This is a genomic window from Shinella zoogloeoides, from assembly GCF_020883495.1.
Classification (GTDB): domain Bacteria; phylum Pseudomonadota; class Alphaproteobacteria; order Rhizobiales; family Rhizobiaceae; genus Shinella; species Shinella zoogloeoides.
Genome location: NZ_CP086610.1, coordinates 2,621,668 through 2,635,816 on the forward strand (window position 1 = coordinate 2,621,668; position 14,149 = coordinate 2,635,816).

Genomic DNA, 14,149 nt, shown 5'->3' on the forward strand with positions numbered 1-14,149 from the left:
AGCTGAATAGGTATTCCAACCAACCGGAAGTCCCGTTTTCAGTTCAGGCGCTGCTCCGTTTCCGCATCGAAGACATGGATGGCGGAGGGCTGGACGCGAAGGGAAATCTCCTCGCCCGCCTTGATGCCGGCCGCCGCCGGCAGGGCCGCGACGAGGCGCTGGCCGCCGACCGACGCCGTGACGACCAGTTCCGGCCCCGTCAGTTCCGCCACCTCGCAGCGCGCGTCGAGAGGCACACCATCGCCCGACGGGCCGAGCGCTTCGGGGCGGATACCGAGGACGAGCTTCAGCCCCTCGGCCATGGTTTCCAGTCCCGGCACGGCGAGCGCGATGCCGGTTCCCTCGATGACGGCCTTGCCGGCCTCCACGCGCGCCGCCAGAAGGTTCATCGGCGGCGCGCCGACGAAGGTCGCGACATAGAGCGTCGCCGGCCGATTGTAGATGTTTTCCGGCGTGTCGAGCTGCTCGATGCGGCCGCCGCGCATGACGGCGATGCGGGTGGCGAGCGTCATCGCCTCGATCTGGTCGTGCGTGACATAGACGACGGTCGTCCTCGTCATCTGGTGCAGGCGCTTCAACTCGGTGCGCATTTCCATGCGCAGCTTGGCGTCGAGGTTGGACAGCGGCTCGTCGAAGAGGAAGATTTTCGGATTGCGCACCAGCGCCCGGCCGATGGCGACGCGCTGGCGCTGGCCGCCGGAAAGCTGGCCGGGCTTGCGCTCTAACAGGTTCTCGATCTGCAGGAGCTTCGCCGTCTCGCGCACGGCGCGGTCGCGCTCGGCCTTGTCGACCTTGCGCATTTCGAGGCCGAAACCGATGTTCCGGTGGACCGTGAGGTTGGGATAGAGCGCGTAGGACTGGAAGACCATGGCGATATCCCGGTCCTTGGGATGCACGCCGACGATGGAGCGCCCGTCGATGCGGATATCGCCGCTCGTCGGCTCGCCGAGGCCGGCGATGATGTTGAGCAGGGTGGACTTGCCGCAGCCCGACGCGCCGAGCAGCACGAGGAATTCGCCGCTTTCCAGCGCGATGTCGATGCCCTTCAGGGTCTCGACGGCGCCGTAGTTCTTGCGGATGGCTTCGATGGTCAGCGTGCTCATGCCGGGATTTCCTGCGGGATGGGGGCGTAGCGTCTCGGATGGGTGGAGATGGCGAGGGAAGCGACGGCCGTGCCGGCGGCAAGGCTGGCCGCAAGCCCCCTGCCCTCGGCATAGGCGGCGAGGAAGGCGGCGTTGAAGACGTCGCCCGCGCCGATGGTGTCGACGACCGCGACGGATGGAGCCTCGGCCCGGCAAAATGCGCCGTCCGCATCGATGGCGATCGCGCCCTTCGGCCCGCATTTCACGACGACGATGGCCTCTTTGGGCATGTCCTGCCGCAGGAGGCGGCCGGCCTCTTCAGGGTCCGGGACGCCGGCAAGGTTCGTTGTTTCGACCTCGTTGAACAGGGCTATACGGCAGCGCGACAGCCAGCCCTTCGCCGCCGCCCGGTTCTCCTCCGTCCAGCCGTGCAGCGGCCAGCCGGTGTCGAGTGCGACGGCAATGCCGTGCCGTTCCGCCCAGTCGAAGAAGCCGTCATATTCCGCCACCAGCCCATCGGTGAGGAAGGAGCCGCAGAGGAGCGCGATGCCGCCCTGAAGGCGCGGGCCGTCAAGCACGGCGAAGACGTCCTCCAGACTGAAGAGCGGCAGGTGGCCGCGCGTGGTGAAGAAGGTGCGCTCGCCATCGGGATGGGTGATGCCGACGGAAAGGGTCGTGCTGTCGCCATGCACCGGCCAGCGCCGGGCGCGCTCGCCAAAACTTTCGGCAAGCCACGCGCCAAAACGGTCGCTGCCGATGCTGGCGGCGATCTCGAAGGGCGTGCCGAGCGCCATCCAGGCGAGCGCCGCATTGCCGGCGGAACCGCCGACGCGCAATTCGTCATGGTCGACGATGATCTCGGTGCCGGGCTGCGGCCAGGGCGCGGCCGGGCCCATGATCAGGTCGACATTGACGTTTCCGATGACGGCAAGCGGTCTCACTCATTCGCTCCGGGTAATCTTGGTCGAACGCACCGGCGTTCCGGCATCAGGGACGCGGGCGGCGGCGAAGGCGATCATCAGGCGCTGCGCGGTCGGCAGCATGGAGAAGACGGCGGCAAGGCCCGTCGATGGCGGGAAGACGATGGTCGCCGCGCCTTCGACGGGCGGGCGGCCGGAGGCGTCGAAGACGACCAGTTTCGCGCCGGCTTCCACCACGGAGACAGCCATGGCCGTCACGAGGTCGGCCGTCGCATCGTCGCTGCGGAAGAGCACGATGCCCACCTCCGGCGACAGCATCTCCATCGGCCCGTGGCGAAGCTGCCCGCCTTCCAGCGAGAAGCACGGCACGCGCGAAAGCTCCGTAAAGCCGAGCGCTATGGCTTCGGCGAGGCCCTGCAGGCGACGGCCGGACGTCACCACAGAGCGGACAGTCGAAAGCGCGGCGAGCGCCGCCTCGATGGACGGCTCACTGAGGTTTTCCAGCGCGGCAACGGCGGAGGCAACATCCTCGCCCAGCGCGCCGAGGATCGCGAGATGAAGGGCGAAGCTTACCGTCAGGCTGCGCGTTGCGGCAAAGGCCTGTTCGGTGCCGCCGTGGCCGACGAGGCAGGGGGCGGTGCGGGCAAGGAAAGAGCCGCCCTCCAGCGTGAAGCCGAAGGTTTCGGCATTGCCGCCGGTTTCCTCGAACCAGCGCAGGACCTCGGCGCTTTCGCCGGATTGCGAGGTGATGAAGACGGTGCGGCCATCGAGCGAGAGCGGCGCACCGAGCTGTTCGGAGAGCGGCAGGGCGACGGCATCGATGCCGAGGGCGCGGTAGAGCGGCTCGACGGCGCGGCCGACGGCGTGCGAGCCGCCCATGCCGAGGAGGATGAGCCTCCCCGTGCGCTTCAGGCTGGCGGCGGCCCTTGCCGCCATGGCCGCATTGCTGCGGAAGGAGGCCAGTGCATCGGCGTGCTGGCGGGCCATTTCCCGGTCGATGGCCTGAAGCCCGGCCGGGCGTGTCGCGTTCGTTGTCATGGTCATCCTTTCACACCGCCGCTGGTGAGGCCCGAGATCAGGGCCCGTTGCATGAGAAGGCCGACCAGCACCGGCGGCAGCGCGGCAAGCACGCCGGCCGTGGCGATCAGCCCGTAGTCGGAGACGCGTCCGCCCGCGAGATCGGCGATGGCGACGGTGAGCGTGCGCGCGCGCTGGTCGGAGGTGAAGAGCAGCGCATAGAAGAATTCGTCCCAGCCGAGCAGGAAGGCGAAGAGCGCCGAGGTCGCGACGATGGGCATGGCGAGCGGCAGGGTGACGATGCGCAGCGTCGCGAAAAGGCTTGCCCCGTCGATCATCGCGGCCTGCTCGATCTCGCGCGGGATGCCGTCGAAGCCGGACTTCATCAGCCATGTCGTGAAGGGCGCGAGGATGCTCAGATAGACGAGCGCGAGGCCGAAGACGGAATTGAGCAGGCCGAGCGCGGCGAGCAGCATATAGAGCGGCACGGCGAGCGCGACCGGCGGCAGCATGTAGGTGGCGATGACCAGCGACAGCGACCAGCCGACCGAGGGCGTGCGCGACACCGCCCAGCCGGCGGGAATGGCAAGCGCGATGGCCGCGAGCGTCGCCATGCCGGCCACAAGGATGCTGTTGACCAGCGAGGCGACGAAGGTGGCCCCGGCGCTGTTGGGCACCGTCGAGAGCAGCATCGCATAGCGGGAGAAATCCACCGTGCTCGGCCACCAGCGCAGCGGCCGCGCCACGAGGTCGGCGGCCGGCGAGATGCTCATCACGAAGAGCCAGAGGATCGGCGCGAGGATGACGGCGGCGAGCAGGAGCGCGGCGGCGTGTATGAGGATCGAGGCAAGGAGGCTGCGGCGTTCCATCAGGCGGCACTCCCTGCGGCGCGGCGCACCAGCATGCCGTAGCCGATCGCCAGCACCGTCACGATGAGCGTGACGACGAGGGCGAGCGAGGCCCCGGAGCCGGCGCGCTGGAAGGAGAACGCCTCCTGATAGACGAGGATGGAGAGGGTGCGCGTGGAATTGGCCGGCCCGCCGCGCGTCATGACCCAGATGATGTCGAACACCTTGAAGGCCTCGATGGTGCGCAGCACCAGCGCCACCATCAGCGGCCCGGCAAGATAAGGCAGGATGACGAAGCGGAAGCGGGCGAAGGGACCCGCGCCATCGACCAGCGAGGCGGCGGTGATATCGCGCGGCACCGCCTGCAGCGCAGCGAGCGCGATGAGGGCGACGAGCGGAAAATTCTTCCAGCAGTCGGCGACAATCAGCGCCGTCATGGCGGTGGCCGGCTCGCCGAGCCAGGACCGGTAGGCGTCGAGCAGGCCGATCTGCGTCAGCGCCGAATTCAGCGCGCCGTATTCCGGGTTATAAATGAGACGCCACAGGGTCGCGTTGACCACCGTCGGCAGCGCCCAGGGCAGGATGAGCAGCGCGCGCAGCACCGTGCGGCCGTGGAACTGCTGGTTCAAAAGCAGGGCGGCAAGCACGCCGAGCACCATTTCCGCCGTTACCGAGGCGACGGCGAACCAAGTGGTGGCGTAGAGCGCCCGCAGGAAATTGCTGCTCGCCAGCATCTTCGCGTAATTGTCGAAGCCGACGAAATTGCCGCCGAGGCCCACCAGCTTGGCATCGGTGAAGGAGAGCCGCACGGTATCGACCATCGGCCAGCCGATGACGGCGACCATGATCACCAGAAGCGGCAGCATGAGTAGCCATGCCCGGGTGGTCATCCAGGTGCTGGACATAGCGTCCTCTTGTCTGTTTTCGGGAAGGAGAGTGTGCGGGCGACCGAAGCCGCCCGCAAGTCAGGATATCAGAGGCCGCTATTGTCGGCGGCGGACTTCAATGCGTCTTCCGGCGATGCCTGATCGAGCAGGGCTTCCTGAATGGCCTGCTGGAGCGCCGTGGAGAGTTCCTGATACTTCGGCGTCGTGGGGCGCGGATACATGGCGGCAAGACCGAGCTTGGCGGCGGCGATCAGCTCTTCCTGGCCGGCGGTGACGGCCGGGTCCTCATAGGAAGACGCCCAGATCGGCAGGCTGAGCTTCGCATAGGCGTTCTGCGTTTCCTGCGAGGTCATGTGGACGATGTATTTCCACGCCTCGTCGGGATGCTTGCTGGTCGAGGTGACGCCGAGGCCCATCGAGCCGTTGACGGCGGAAACCTCGCTCTTGCCTTCCACCCCCGGCGCAGGCACGACGCCCACCTTGCCGGCGACCTTGCTGTCCTTGCCGGCATTGGCCATGTTGTACATGTAGGTCCAGTTCAGCGCGAAGGCCGCCTCGCCGTTCTGGAAGACGTTGCGCACGTCTTCTTCAAGGAATTCCTTGGAGTTCGGGTTGGTGACACCGGACTTGTAGCTGTCCACCATGTATTTCAGCGCGTCGAGACCGCCGCCTTCGGTGAAGGCCGGCTTGCCGTCTTTCAGGAATTCGCCGCCATAGGCGCTGACCAGCGTGGTGTAGTCGCAGATCGCGGCCTCGGCCTGCGACCAGCTCCAGGCGATAGGCGTTGCGAGCAGGCCCTTGTCCTTGATGATCTTGGCCTGATCGTTGAGTTCGGCCCAGGTCTTCGGCGGCGTCTTGATGCCGGCCTTTTCGAGGATTTCCTTGTTGTAGAACAGGTACTTGGTGTCGAGAATCCACGGCATGCCATAGGACTTGCCGTCATAATTCACCGTGGTCCATGCGCCGGGCAGCACGCCCTTCTTCATATCGTCGGTGACGCGCGAAGAGACGTCGACGAGGACGTTGTTGGCCGCATATTCGGCCGGCCAGATCACGTCGAACAGCACGACGTCGTAGCCGCCGCCGGAACCCTGCGCCAGCACCGTCTTGTCGTGCAGGCCCTCATAGGGCACGAATTCGAGGTTTACCTTGATATCCGGGTTCGCCTTGGTGAAGGCGTCGGTCATGGCGCGCACATCCGCCTCGCTATAGGCGGCCTGCGCCATGAAGAGCGCGTTGAGCGTCGTTTCCGCGAAGGCGTGCGGCGCGGAGACGGCGGCGATCAGCGTCGCCCCGATCAGGGTCTTCTTTATCGATTTCAACATGTCGTCCTCCAGTTTGCGTCGTGATCCCGGACCGTCCCCATGGACGTCCGTTCATTCCCCGGAACTCTTTGGTTCCTTATTAAGTCAAATATCTTGACTTAAGTGTTCTGTATTATTCAAATGGTGTCAAGAGGGAATTGCCGATGAACGAATTGCGGACGATCCGCGCCAAGAGCGGAACCAACCAGGAAGGCACGAGCGCCCATAACCGGCGCGTCATCATCGAGGCCATCCGCCTGAACGGGCCGCTCTCGCGGGCCGATCTCGCCCGCGCGACGCGCCTGACGAAGCAGACCGTGTCGAACCTCATCGAGGGACTGGAGGTGGACGGCCTCGTCGCCTCGGAGGATGTGGTGCGCGGCGGGCGCGGCCAGCCATCGACGCCCTATCGGCTGGTCGCGGAGGGGGCTTTTGCCATCGGCGTGCAGATCGACCGCGAGTTCACCCGCGTCGTCGCCGTCGATCTTCTCGGCCGCGAAGCCGCGCGCGCGGTGGAGAACCTGCCGCCGGGCGATCCCGTCGAGGGAAGCCGCGTCATCCTGCGCCTGATCGGGCAGGTGCGCGCGGAGCTTGCGGCGCGCATCCCGCTCTCCGTCCACCGGCTCACCGGCCTCGGCGTCGCCATGCCCGGCCCCTTCGGGCTGGAAGCGCCGGGCGACGACCGCTGGATGATGGCGCGGTGGCAATCCTTTCCGCTCTTGGAAACGCTTTCCGCCGGCACCGGGCTGGAAACGAGCCTGCAGAACGACGCCACCGCCTGCGCCACCGCCGAGCGCATGAACGGCGCGGCCGACGGTCTCGACCATGCCGTCTGCCTCTATCTCGGCTACGGCATCGGCGCGGGCCTCATCCTCGGCGGCGAACTTTATACCGGCAGCAACGGCAATGCGGGCGAGATCGGCATGGTGCTGTTTTCGCGCGGCGGTACGGTCTCGCCGCTTGAGCACCGCGCGTCGCTCGCCTCGCTCTTCCAGCATCTCGGCCTCGATTCGGCGACGACGGATGCCTACGACACGGTGGAGCGGCTGGCGGCGACGGACGATCCGCGCATCCGCGGCTGGCTCGAAGGCGCGGCCGCCGACTTGCGGCAGGCCATCCACATGGTCGAAACCGTCTTCGACCCGCAAACCGTCATCCTGACCGGCAGCGCGCCGCAGCCGCTGGCCGAACGGCTGTTTTCCGCGATCTTCCCGCTGCTGCCGTCCAATGCCGAGCGGCCGGGCCGCACCGTTCCGCGCTTCCGGCTCGGTACGATGGACCCCTGGGCGGTGGCCCTCGGCGCGGCGGCGGATCCCATCCGCCGGGCTTTCGACCCGGTCTTCTCGGCCATCCTGAAGGAAGCGGTCTAGATTCCGGTGAGCATTCGCGCGATGCGCACAGCATAGCGGTCGGTCATGCCCGAGGTGAAGTCGGCAAGGGCGTGCAGCGCCTCTTCGGCATTCGTGACATCGCGCAGGTCGAGGTCGAGCGCCCGGACGAGTTGCCGGTTGTGGTCGGAGAGCCTGTCCCGATCCCAGCCCACGCGGGCGAGGTCCTCGAAGACGGGCAGGATGCCCGTCATCACATTGCCGATCACGCGCCGGCCGGACACTTCCAGCTCGGTCTTCCTGCGGGCGGTGAAGACCTCGTCCCGGGAAAGGGCCTTCATCTTCTCGAAGACGCCCGCCATGGGGCCTGCATCCGCCAGCGAATCGGAGAAGGTGCCGGCCATGATGGCATCGTAGTTTGCCTTGAACGCCTCCACGCAGCTTTCGATCGCTGCACCGATACTCAGCGCGCGCAGCAAGGCGATATGTTCGGCCGGGCTGAGGTCGCCCATGACGCTGTCGGGCCTCTTCGCGGCCTCCTGCAAGACATCCCTGACCGCCTCGTATCGCAGTTCGCCGGTCGTGAAGGCGTCTTCGAGGTCGACGATATTGTAGCAGATGTCGTCCGCCGCCTCGACGATGAAGACCAGCGGATGGCGTCGCCACCAGCTTCCGGCCGCGCCCGTTTCCTCGGGCAGGCCAAGCGACTCCGCCGCCTTGCGGAACAGGTCGAGTTCGGAGCGGAAGAGGCCGAACTTCTTGAGGCCGACATAGGGCGCACGCCCTTCGCCGACGATATCTTCCCGCACGGCGGATGTGACCGGATATTTGGCGAAGGCCCCGAGGGTCGCCTTGGAAAGCTGCATGCCGCCGTCGTTGCGGTACATTTCGAGGCGGGCGATGATGCGGAAGCCCTGCGCATTGCCCTCGAATTTCACGAATTCGGACCGCTGCGCCGTCTCGATCTCCGCCATCATGCCCCGGGCATCGTCGAACCTTTCGGCAAACCAGTCCCCCATCGCCGCCTCGCCGGAATGGCCGAAGGGCGGATTGCCGATATCGTGGGCGACGCTGGCGGCCTGGACGATGTTCGACAGGCTGTGCGATTCGCCGGCGGCGATCTGCCCGATCCCTTCCAGCCAGTCGCCGATGCGCATGGCCAGCGAACGCGCGACGCTGCTGACCTCGATGGAATGGATCAGGCGGTGATGGACGTGGTCGTGCTCGTAGAGCGGCTGCACCTGCGTCTTGTTGGCGAGCCGCCGGAACGGCGTGGAAAAGACGATGCGGTCATGGTCCTGGACGAAGATCGACCGGTTCGGCCTTGCCTCGTAGGGCCTGTTGCGAAGCCGCTCGCTGCAAAGCAGTCTGTCCCATTCCATTCTCAAACCCCGAATTCCATCGCTTTCCGATGCCCATCAGTAGCCTCCGCGATCCACGGCGGCAACCGGGGCGCGGTTTTCCCGGGAAAACCGCTCAGGGGTGATGGAGAACCGACATGCCGCCGTCGACGGTCAGACACGTGGCATTCATGAACGGGCACTCGTCCGAGACCATGAAAAGCGCGGCCCTGGCGATCTCTTCCGGCGTCGCGATGCGCCCGCCCGGATGCAGCCGCATCGTCGCGGCCTCGGCCTCGACGGGATCGGGGAAGCTGTTCCAGTAGTCGACGACCTTCTGCGTGCGCACATAACCGGGCGCCAGCGCGTTCACCCGCACGCCCTGTCCCGCATATTCGAGGCCGAGGGCCTTGGTCATGCCGAGCAGCGCATGCTTGGCGAGCGGATAGGGAAAACTGTGCGGGACGATGGTGAAGGCATGGGTGGAGGCGATGTTGAGGATGACGCCGCCGCCCGCCTCGATCATGCCCGGCAGCACGGCCCGGCTGCAATTCCACGCACCCTTGAGGTTGATGTCGAAGCAGCGCTGCCAGTCCGCCTCGGAAAGCGCCAGCGGTTCGGAAAAGACGTTGACGCCGGCATTGTTGACGAGGGCGTTCGGCCGGCCGATCCCGTCCGTCGCGGCCTGCATCGCCCGCTCGATGGCCGCAGCATCGGCGATATCCGCCGCCGCATGGCCGACCCGGCCGCCACCGGCCCCCAGTCGCCCGGCCTCCCGTGCGAGGAGGTCGCCGTCGCGGTCGATCAGGAAGAGGCTCGCCCCTTCCGCGAAGAAGGTATCGGCCATGGCAAGGCCGATGCCCTGTGCCGCACCCGTGACGACGATCCGCTTGCCTTCAAGACGTCCTGCCATGTCGCTCTCCTCAGCGTCCGGCGGGCGCCGGATGGTTGCGCACGGCGATGGCGATGTCGCGGGCGGCGACATCCAGCATGCGCTGCGAGCACTCGCGCGCCGCCGCCTTGTCGCGCATGCGCAGCGCCTCCACCAGCCGCTTGTGAATCTCCACCGCTTCGCCGCGGGTATCGGCCGCCTCGTTGGAGGCGTGCAGCGAGAATTCCAGCGCCGCCTGGATGATGCTGGCAAGCTGCATGAAGACCCGGTTATGGCTCGCCTTCAGAAGACCCGCATGGAATGCGACGTCCGCCTCGGTGAAGGCCTCGATATCGCCTTCCGCATCGCGCATGCGCTCCCAGGCCCGCTCGATCTCCGCCACCTCCTGCACCGTCGCCCGCTCGGCCGCGAATTCCGCGGCGAAGGGCTCGATGGCGCGGCGCGCGTCGAGAACGCAGGTCAGAAGGTCCAGTTCGAAGATGCGCGGGCCGATCCATTCCAGCACCTGCTGGTCGAGGATGTTCCACTCCTCCTTCGGGCAGACGACCGTGCCGACCCGCGAGCGGCTGCGCACCAGCCCCTTGGATTCGAGGATCTTCAGGGATTCGCGGATGACGGTGCGACTGACGCCGTAGCGCAGGCACAGCTCCGCCTCCGTCGGCAGGAAGGCGCTGATCGGAAACACGTCCGCGCAGATATCCGAAGCGATCGCCCGCGTGACGTTCTTCTGCACGCGGGGCCGGCGCACCGTCCCCTCGCCTTCCGGCGCATCCACGCGCCCTGACTGTTCCTGCACGGCCATTCTCCATCCCCTTGTCGCCGCCGACGCGACGCCAGCGATCCATATCCGGTTTCGCGCCCGATGGCGACGACCGGATTCGCCTTTGCGGCCACTCTATCATACACAGATATTTAATTCATCATACAAGATCAATTGACGAATATGATGAAAGACACTACACCTTTCTCCACTGCTGGCGCAGTTAATTTGGGAGAGAGACAATGGGCTTTATCAAGACAGCCATCCTGGCTGGCACCGTCGCCGTATTCGCAGCAACCTCCGCCTTCGCCGCCGACGTGAAGATCGGCTTCATCGTGAAGCAGGCCGAAGAGCCGTGGTTCCAGGATGAATGGAAGTTCGCCGAGGTCGCCGCCAAGGAAAAGGGCTTCACCCTCGTCAAGATCGGCGCGGAAGACGGCGAGAAGGTTCAGTCGGCCATCGACAATCTCGGCGCCCAGGGCGCGCAGGGCTTCGTCATCTGCACCCCGGACGTGAAGCTCGGCCCCGGCATCGTCGCCAAGGCGGCCGCCAACGACCTCAAGCTGATGACCGTGGACGATCGCCTCGTCAATGCCGACGGCAGCCCCATCGAGGACGTGCCGCATATGGGCATCTCGGCCACCAAGATCGGCGAAGCCGTCGGCCAGACCATCGTCGACGAGATCAAGAAGCGCGGCTGGGACATGAAGGACGTCGGCGCGATCCGCGTTTCCTACGACCAGCTCCCGACCGCCGTCGACCGCGTCGAGGGCGCGCTTTCGGTGCTGAAGGCCGCCGGCTTCCCGGAAGCCAACATCTTCGACGCCCCGCAGGCCAAGACCGACACGGAAGCCGCCCTGAACGCCGCGACCGTCGTCCTCAACAAGAATGCCGGCATCAAGCACTGGGTCGCCGTCGGCCTCAATGATGAAGCCGTGCTCGGCGCGGTGCGCGCGACCGAAAGCGTCGGCATCGCCGCCGACAGCATGATCGGCGTCGGCATCGGCGGCGCGGATTCGGCGATCAACGAGTTCAAGAAACCCGCGGCCACCGGCTTCTTCGGCACCGTGATCATCTCGCCCAAGCGCCACGGCTACGAGACCGCGCTCAACATGTACGAGTGGGTCGCCAACGGCAAGGAGCCGGAAAAGCTGATCCTGACGGCCGGCCAAGTCGCCCTGCGCGACAATTACGAAGCCGTCCGCAAGGATCTTGGCATCGAGTGATCATCCTCCCAGGATGACCTTCCCCGGCGGCGAAGAGCCGCCGGGCTTCCCTCGGGGTGGCGACATGCAGGACTTTCTCGAATTCAAGGCGATATCCAAGGGATATCCCGGCGTGCAGGCGCTCGCCGACGTCTCCTTCTCGGTAAAGAAGGGCGCCGTTCACGGCCTGATGGGCGAAAACGGCGCGGGCAAATCGACCCTCATCCGCGTGCTCTCGGGCGACCAGTCCGCCGACACCGGCGAAATCCGCATAGACGGCGCGTTGCAGCGCTACCGCTCCGTGCGCGACGCCTTCGAGGCCGGCGTCATCGTTATCCACCAGGAGCTCCAGCTCGTTCCCGAGCTGACGGTCGCCGAAAACCTCTGGCTCGGCCGCTTCCCCGGCAAGGCCGGCGTGATCGACCGCACCCGCCTCATCGGCGTGGTGAAGGAGAAGCTTGCCGAAATCGGCATCGACATCGATCCGGCCGCCAAGGTCGCGTCCCTCTCCATCGGCGAGCGCCAGATGGTCGAGATCGCCAAGGCCGTGATGGCCGATGCGCGCGTCATCGCGCTCGACGAGCCGACCTCCTCGCTCTCCTCGCGCGAAAGCGAAATCCTCTTTGCGCTCATCGACCGCCTGCGCGCGCAGGGCAAGGTCATCCTCTACGTCTCGCACCGCCTCGACGAGATCTTCCGGCTCTGCGACAGCCTCACCGTGCTGCGCGACGGCAGGCTCGCCGCCCATCATCCCGACATATCCGAGGTGACGCGCGACCAGATCATCGCCGAGATGGTCGGCCGCGAGATCGCCAATATCTGGGGTTTTCGCCCGCGCGAGCGCGGTGCGTTGCGGCTGGAGGTGAAAGACCTCGCCGGCCGCAAGCTGCGCAGCCCGATCGGCTTTACCGTGCGCCAGGGCGAAATCCTCGGCTTCTTCGGCCTCATCGGCGCCGGACGCAGCGAGATGGCGCGGCTGGTCTACGGCGCGGACAGCCGGTCGCAGGGCTCCGTCAGCGTCGACGGCCGGACGGTCGCCCCCGACAGCCCGCCGCAGTCCATCCGCGCCGGCATCGTGCTCTGCCCCGAGGACCGCAAGTTCGACGGCATCGTGCAGGGCCGCAACATCGAGGAGAACATGGCGATCTCCTCGCGCCGCCATTTCTCGCCCTTCGGTCTTCTCCAGCCGAAGAAGGAGGCCGAACTTGCCGAGCGCTTCATCGCCAAGCTGCGGGTGCGCACACCCTCGCGCAAGCAGGACATCATCAACCTGTCCGGCGGCAACCAGCAGAAGGTCATCCTCGGCCGCTGGCTTTCCGAACAGGGCGTGAAGGTCCTCATCATCGACGAGCCGACGCGCGGCATCGATGTCGGCGCCAAGTCGGAAATCTATGAAATCCTCTACGAGCTTGCGGGCCAGGGCATGGCCATCGTCGTCATCTCCAGCGAATTGCCGGAGGTGATGGGCATCACCGACCGCATCATGGTCATGTGCGAGGGACGCGTCGCGGCCGATATCGAGCGTGCCGATTTCGACGAGCGGCGCATCCTCGCCGCCGCCCTCCCCGACGCAGACAAAACCAGCGAACGCACCAACCAGCAGGTCCAGCCGCGATGACGTCCTTGAAAAAACTCCTCCTCGGCGAGCAGGGCCTCGTCGTCATCTTCGCCGTCGCCTTCGCCATCGTGGCGCTGACGGTTCCGAACTTCCTGACCGAGCGCAACATGCTGGGCCTGCTGCAATCGGTCGTGACCATCGGCATCGTCGCCTGCACGATGATGTTCTGCCTCGCCTCGCGCGATTTCGACCTGTCGGTCGGCTCCACCGTCGCCTTTTCCGGCATGGTCGCGGTCATGGCCTCGAACGCCTCCGGCTCGATCCTCGTCGGCCTCCTGGCCGCGCTCCTGTGCGGCGGGGCCGTCGGCCTCGTCAACGGCGTGGTGATCGCCCGCTTCCGCATCAACGCGCTGATCACGACGCTCGCCACCATGCAGATCGTGCGCGGTTTCGCGCTGATCGCCTCGGACGGCCGCGCCGTCGGCATCAACGATCCGGGCTTCTACCAGCTCGCCCTGTCGAAGTTCCTCGGCATCCCGACGCCGATCTGGGTCATGGCCTTCTTCTTCGTCCTCTTCGGCTTCGTGCTGAACCGCACGGTCTTCGGCAAGAACACGCTGGCGATCGGCGGCAATCCGGAAGCCTCGCGCCTCGCCGGCGTCAACGTCGCCAGCATGCGCATCTGGATCTTCACGCTGCAGGGCCTCGTCTGCGCCGTCGCCGGCGTGCTCCTCGCCTCGCGCATCACCTCCGGCCAGCCGAATGCCGCAACGGGCCTCGAGCTTTCCGTCATCTCGGCCTGCGTGCTCGGCGGCGTGTCGCTCGCCGGCGGGCGGGCGGCGATGACGGGCGTCATCGTCGGCGTGCTCATCATGGGCATCGCCGAGAACGTGATGAACCTCCTCAACATCCAGGCCTTCTACCAATATGTCGTGCGCGGCCTGATCCTGCTGCTCGCCGTGCTGCTCGATAACCTGCGCTCGGCCGCCGCCGGCCGGCGCGCCTGAA

Annotated in this window: 13 protein-coding genes; 4 read left to right on the forward strand and 9 right to left on the reverse strand. The window is 66.4% G+C overall.

What is annotated here, in order from left to right:
* Nucleotides 1–38: 38 nt before the first annotated feature.
* The 6 genes from K8M09_RS13075 to K8M09_RS13100 all read right to left on the reverse strand — a co-directional run bounded on the left by K8M09_RS13075 (nucleotide 39) and on the right by K8M09_RS13100 (nucleotide 6,079).
* Nucleotides 39–1,103 carry an ABC transporter ATP-binding protein gene (locus K8M09_RS13075; RefSeq protein WP_160786393.1) on the reverse strand — a complete coding sequence of 355 codons (1,065 nt, stop codon included), beginning with the start codon at nucleotides 1,101–1,103 and terminating at the stop codon, nucleotides 39–41.
* The gene (locus K8M09_RS13080; protein ID WP_160786394.1) at nucleotides 1,100–2,023 is read right to left on the reverse strand and encodes a PfkB family carbohydrate kinase; all 924 of its coding nucleotides are present in this window, start codon (nucleotides 2,021–2,023) and stop codon (nucleotides 1,100–1,102) included. Before K8M09_RS13080 ends, K8M09_RS13075 begins: the two co-directional genes overlap by 4 nt.
* Entirely contained in the window at nucleotides 2,024–3,046 is a 1,023-nt protein-coding gene (locus K8M09_RS13085; RefSeq protein ID WP_380735099.1) for an SIS domain-containing protein, read from the reverse strand.
* Nucleotides 3,043–3,888 carry a carbohydrate ABC transporter permease gene (locus K8M09_RS13090; RefSeq protein WP_160786395.1) on the reverse strand — a complete coding sequence of 282 codons (846 nt, stop codon included), beginning with the start codon at nucleotides 3,886–3,888 and terminating at the stop codon, nucleotides 3,043–3,045. Before K8M09_RS13090 ends, K8M09_RS13085 begins: the two co-directional genes overlap by 4 nt.
* Nucleotides 3,888–4,772 carry a carbohydrate ABC transporter permease gene (locus K8M09_RS13095; protein WP_160786396.1) on the reverse strand — a complete coding sequence of 295 codons (885 nt, stop codon included), beginning with the start codon at nucleotides 4,770–4,772 and terminating at the stop codon, nucleotides 3,888–3,890. The genes K8M09_RS13090 and K8M09_RS13095 overlap by 1 nt, the downstream gene beginning before the upstream one ends.
* 68 nt (nucleotides 4,773–4,840) lie before the next feature.
* On the reverse strand, nucleotides 4,841–6,079 hold the full coding sequence (locus K8M09_RS13100; RefSeq protein WP_160786397.1) for an extracellular solute-binding protein: 1,239 nt from the start codon (nucleotides 6,077–6,079) through the stop codon (nucleotides 4,841–4,843).
* A 143-nt stretch (nucleotides 6,080–6,222) separates the two neighbouring features.
* Here K8M09_RS13100 and K8M09_RS13105 point away from each other — a divergent pair, with 143 nt between their 5' ends.
* Entirely contained in the window at nucleotides 6,223–7,428 is a 1,206-nt protein-coding gene (locus K8M09_RS13105; protein WP_160786398.1) for an ROK family transcriptional regulator, read from the forward strand.
* On the opposite strand, the gene dgt is transcribed toward K8M09_RS13105, so the two are convergent.
* The 3 genes from dgt to K8M09_RS13120 all read right to left on the reverse strand — a co-directional run bounded on the left by dgt (nucleotide 7,425) and on the right by K8M09_RS13120 (nucleotide 10,414).
* Nucleotides 7,425–8,768 (reverse strand): dGTP triphosphohydrolase, encoded by a 1,344-nt coding sequence (gene dgt, locus K8M09_RS13110; protein WP_160786399.1) that lies wholly within the window; start codon nucleotides 8,766–8,768, stop codon nucleotides 7,425–7,427. The two genes, K8M09_RS13105 and dgt, sit on opposite strands and share 4 nt — an antisense overlap.
* Before the next feature lie 94 nt (nucleotides 8,769–8,862).
* On the reverse strand, nucleotides 8,863–9,639 hold the full coding sequence (locus K8M09_RS13115) for an SDR family oxidoreductase (RefSeq protein WP_160786400.1): 777 nt from the start codon (nucleotides 9,637–9,639) through the stop codon (nucleotides 8,863–8,865).
* A gap of 10 nt (nucleotides 9,640–9,649) precedes the next feature.
* Nucleotides 9,650–10,414, reverse strand: coding sequence for a FadR/GntR family transcriptional regulator (locus K8M09_RS13120; RefSeq protein WP_229341876.1), 765 nt, complete (start codon nucleotides 10,412–10,414; stop codon nucleotides 9,650–9,652).
* Between the two features lie 206 nt (nucleotides 10,415–10,620).
* Here K8M09_RS13120 and K8M09_RS13125 point away from each other — a divergent pair, with 206 nt between their 5' ends.
* From K8M09_RS13125 to araH, 3 genes are all read left to right on the forward strand, one after another.
* A complete protein-coding gene (locus tag K8M09_RS13125; protein ID WP_160786402.1) occupies nucleotides 10,621–11,604 on the forward strand; it encodes an arabinose ABC transporter substrate-binding protein in 984 nt (327 codons plus the stop codon).
* 64 nt (nucleotides 11,605–11,668) lie between these two features.
* Nucleotides 11,669–13,201: an L-arabinose ABC transporter ATP-binding protein AraG gene (gene araG, locus K8M09_RS13130; RefSeq protein WP_160786403.1), complete on the forward strand. Its 1,533-nt coding sequence runs from the start codon at nucleotides 11,669–11,671 to the stop codon at nucleotides 13,199–13,201.
* Nucleotides 13,198–14,148, forward strand: a complete 951-nt coding sequence (gene araH, locus K8M09_RS13135) for an L-arabinose ABC transporter permease AraH (RefSeq protein WP_160786404.1) — start codon at nucleotides 13,198–13,200, stop codon at nucleotides 14,146–14,148. The genes araG and araH overlap by 4 nt, the downstream gene beginning before the upstream one ends.
* The last annotated feature ends 1 nt before the right edge of the window (nucleotide 14,149 follow it).

Bases quoted from the DNA above. Each gene is read 5' to 3' on its own strand.
- K8M09_RS13075 (WP_160786393.1), bottom strand. From the start codon at position 1,103: ATGAGCACGCTGACCATCGAAGCCATCCGCAAGAACTACGGCGCCGTC.
- K8M09_RS13085 (WP_380735099.1), bottom strand. From the start codon at position 3,046: ATGACCATGACAACGAACGCGACACGCCCGGCCGGGCTTCAGGCCATC.
- K8M09_RS13090 (WP_160786395.1), bottom strand. From the start codon at position 3,888: ATGGAACGCCGCAGCCTCCTTGCCTCGATCCTCATACACGCCGCCGCG.
- K8M09_RS13095 (WP_160786396.1), bottom strand. From the start codon at position 4,772: ATGTCCAGCACCTGGATGACCACCCGGGCATGGCTACTCATGCTGCCG.
- K8M09_RS13100 (WP_160786397.1), bottom strand. From the start codon at position 6,079: ATGTTGAAATCGATAAAGAAGACCCTGATCGGGGCGACGCTGATCGCC.
- K8M09_RS13105 (WP_160786398.1), top strand. From the start codon at position 6,223: ATGAACGAATTGCGGACGATCCGCGCCAAGAGCGGAACCAACCAGGAA.
- dgt (WP_160786399.1), bottom strand. From the start codon at position 8,768: ATGGAATGGGACAGACTGCTTTGCAGCGAGCGGCTTCGCAACAGGCCC.
- K8M09_RS13115 (WP_160786400.1), bottom strand. From the start codon at position 9,639: ATGGCAGGACGTCTTGAAGGCAAGCGGATCGTCGTCACGGGTGCGGCA.
- K8M09_RS13125 (WP_160786402.1), top strand. From the start codon at position 10,621: ATGGGCTTTATCAAGACAGCCATCCTGGCTGGCACCGTCGCCGTATTC.
- araG (WP_160786403.1), top strand. From the start codon at position 11,669: ATGCAGGACTTTCTCGAATTCAAGGCGATATCCAAGGGATATCCCGGC.
- araH (WP_160786404.1), top strand. From the start codon at position 13,198: ATGACGTCCTTGAAAAAACTCCTCCTCGGCGAGCAGGGCCTCGTCGTC.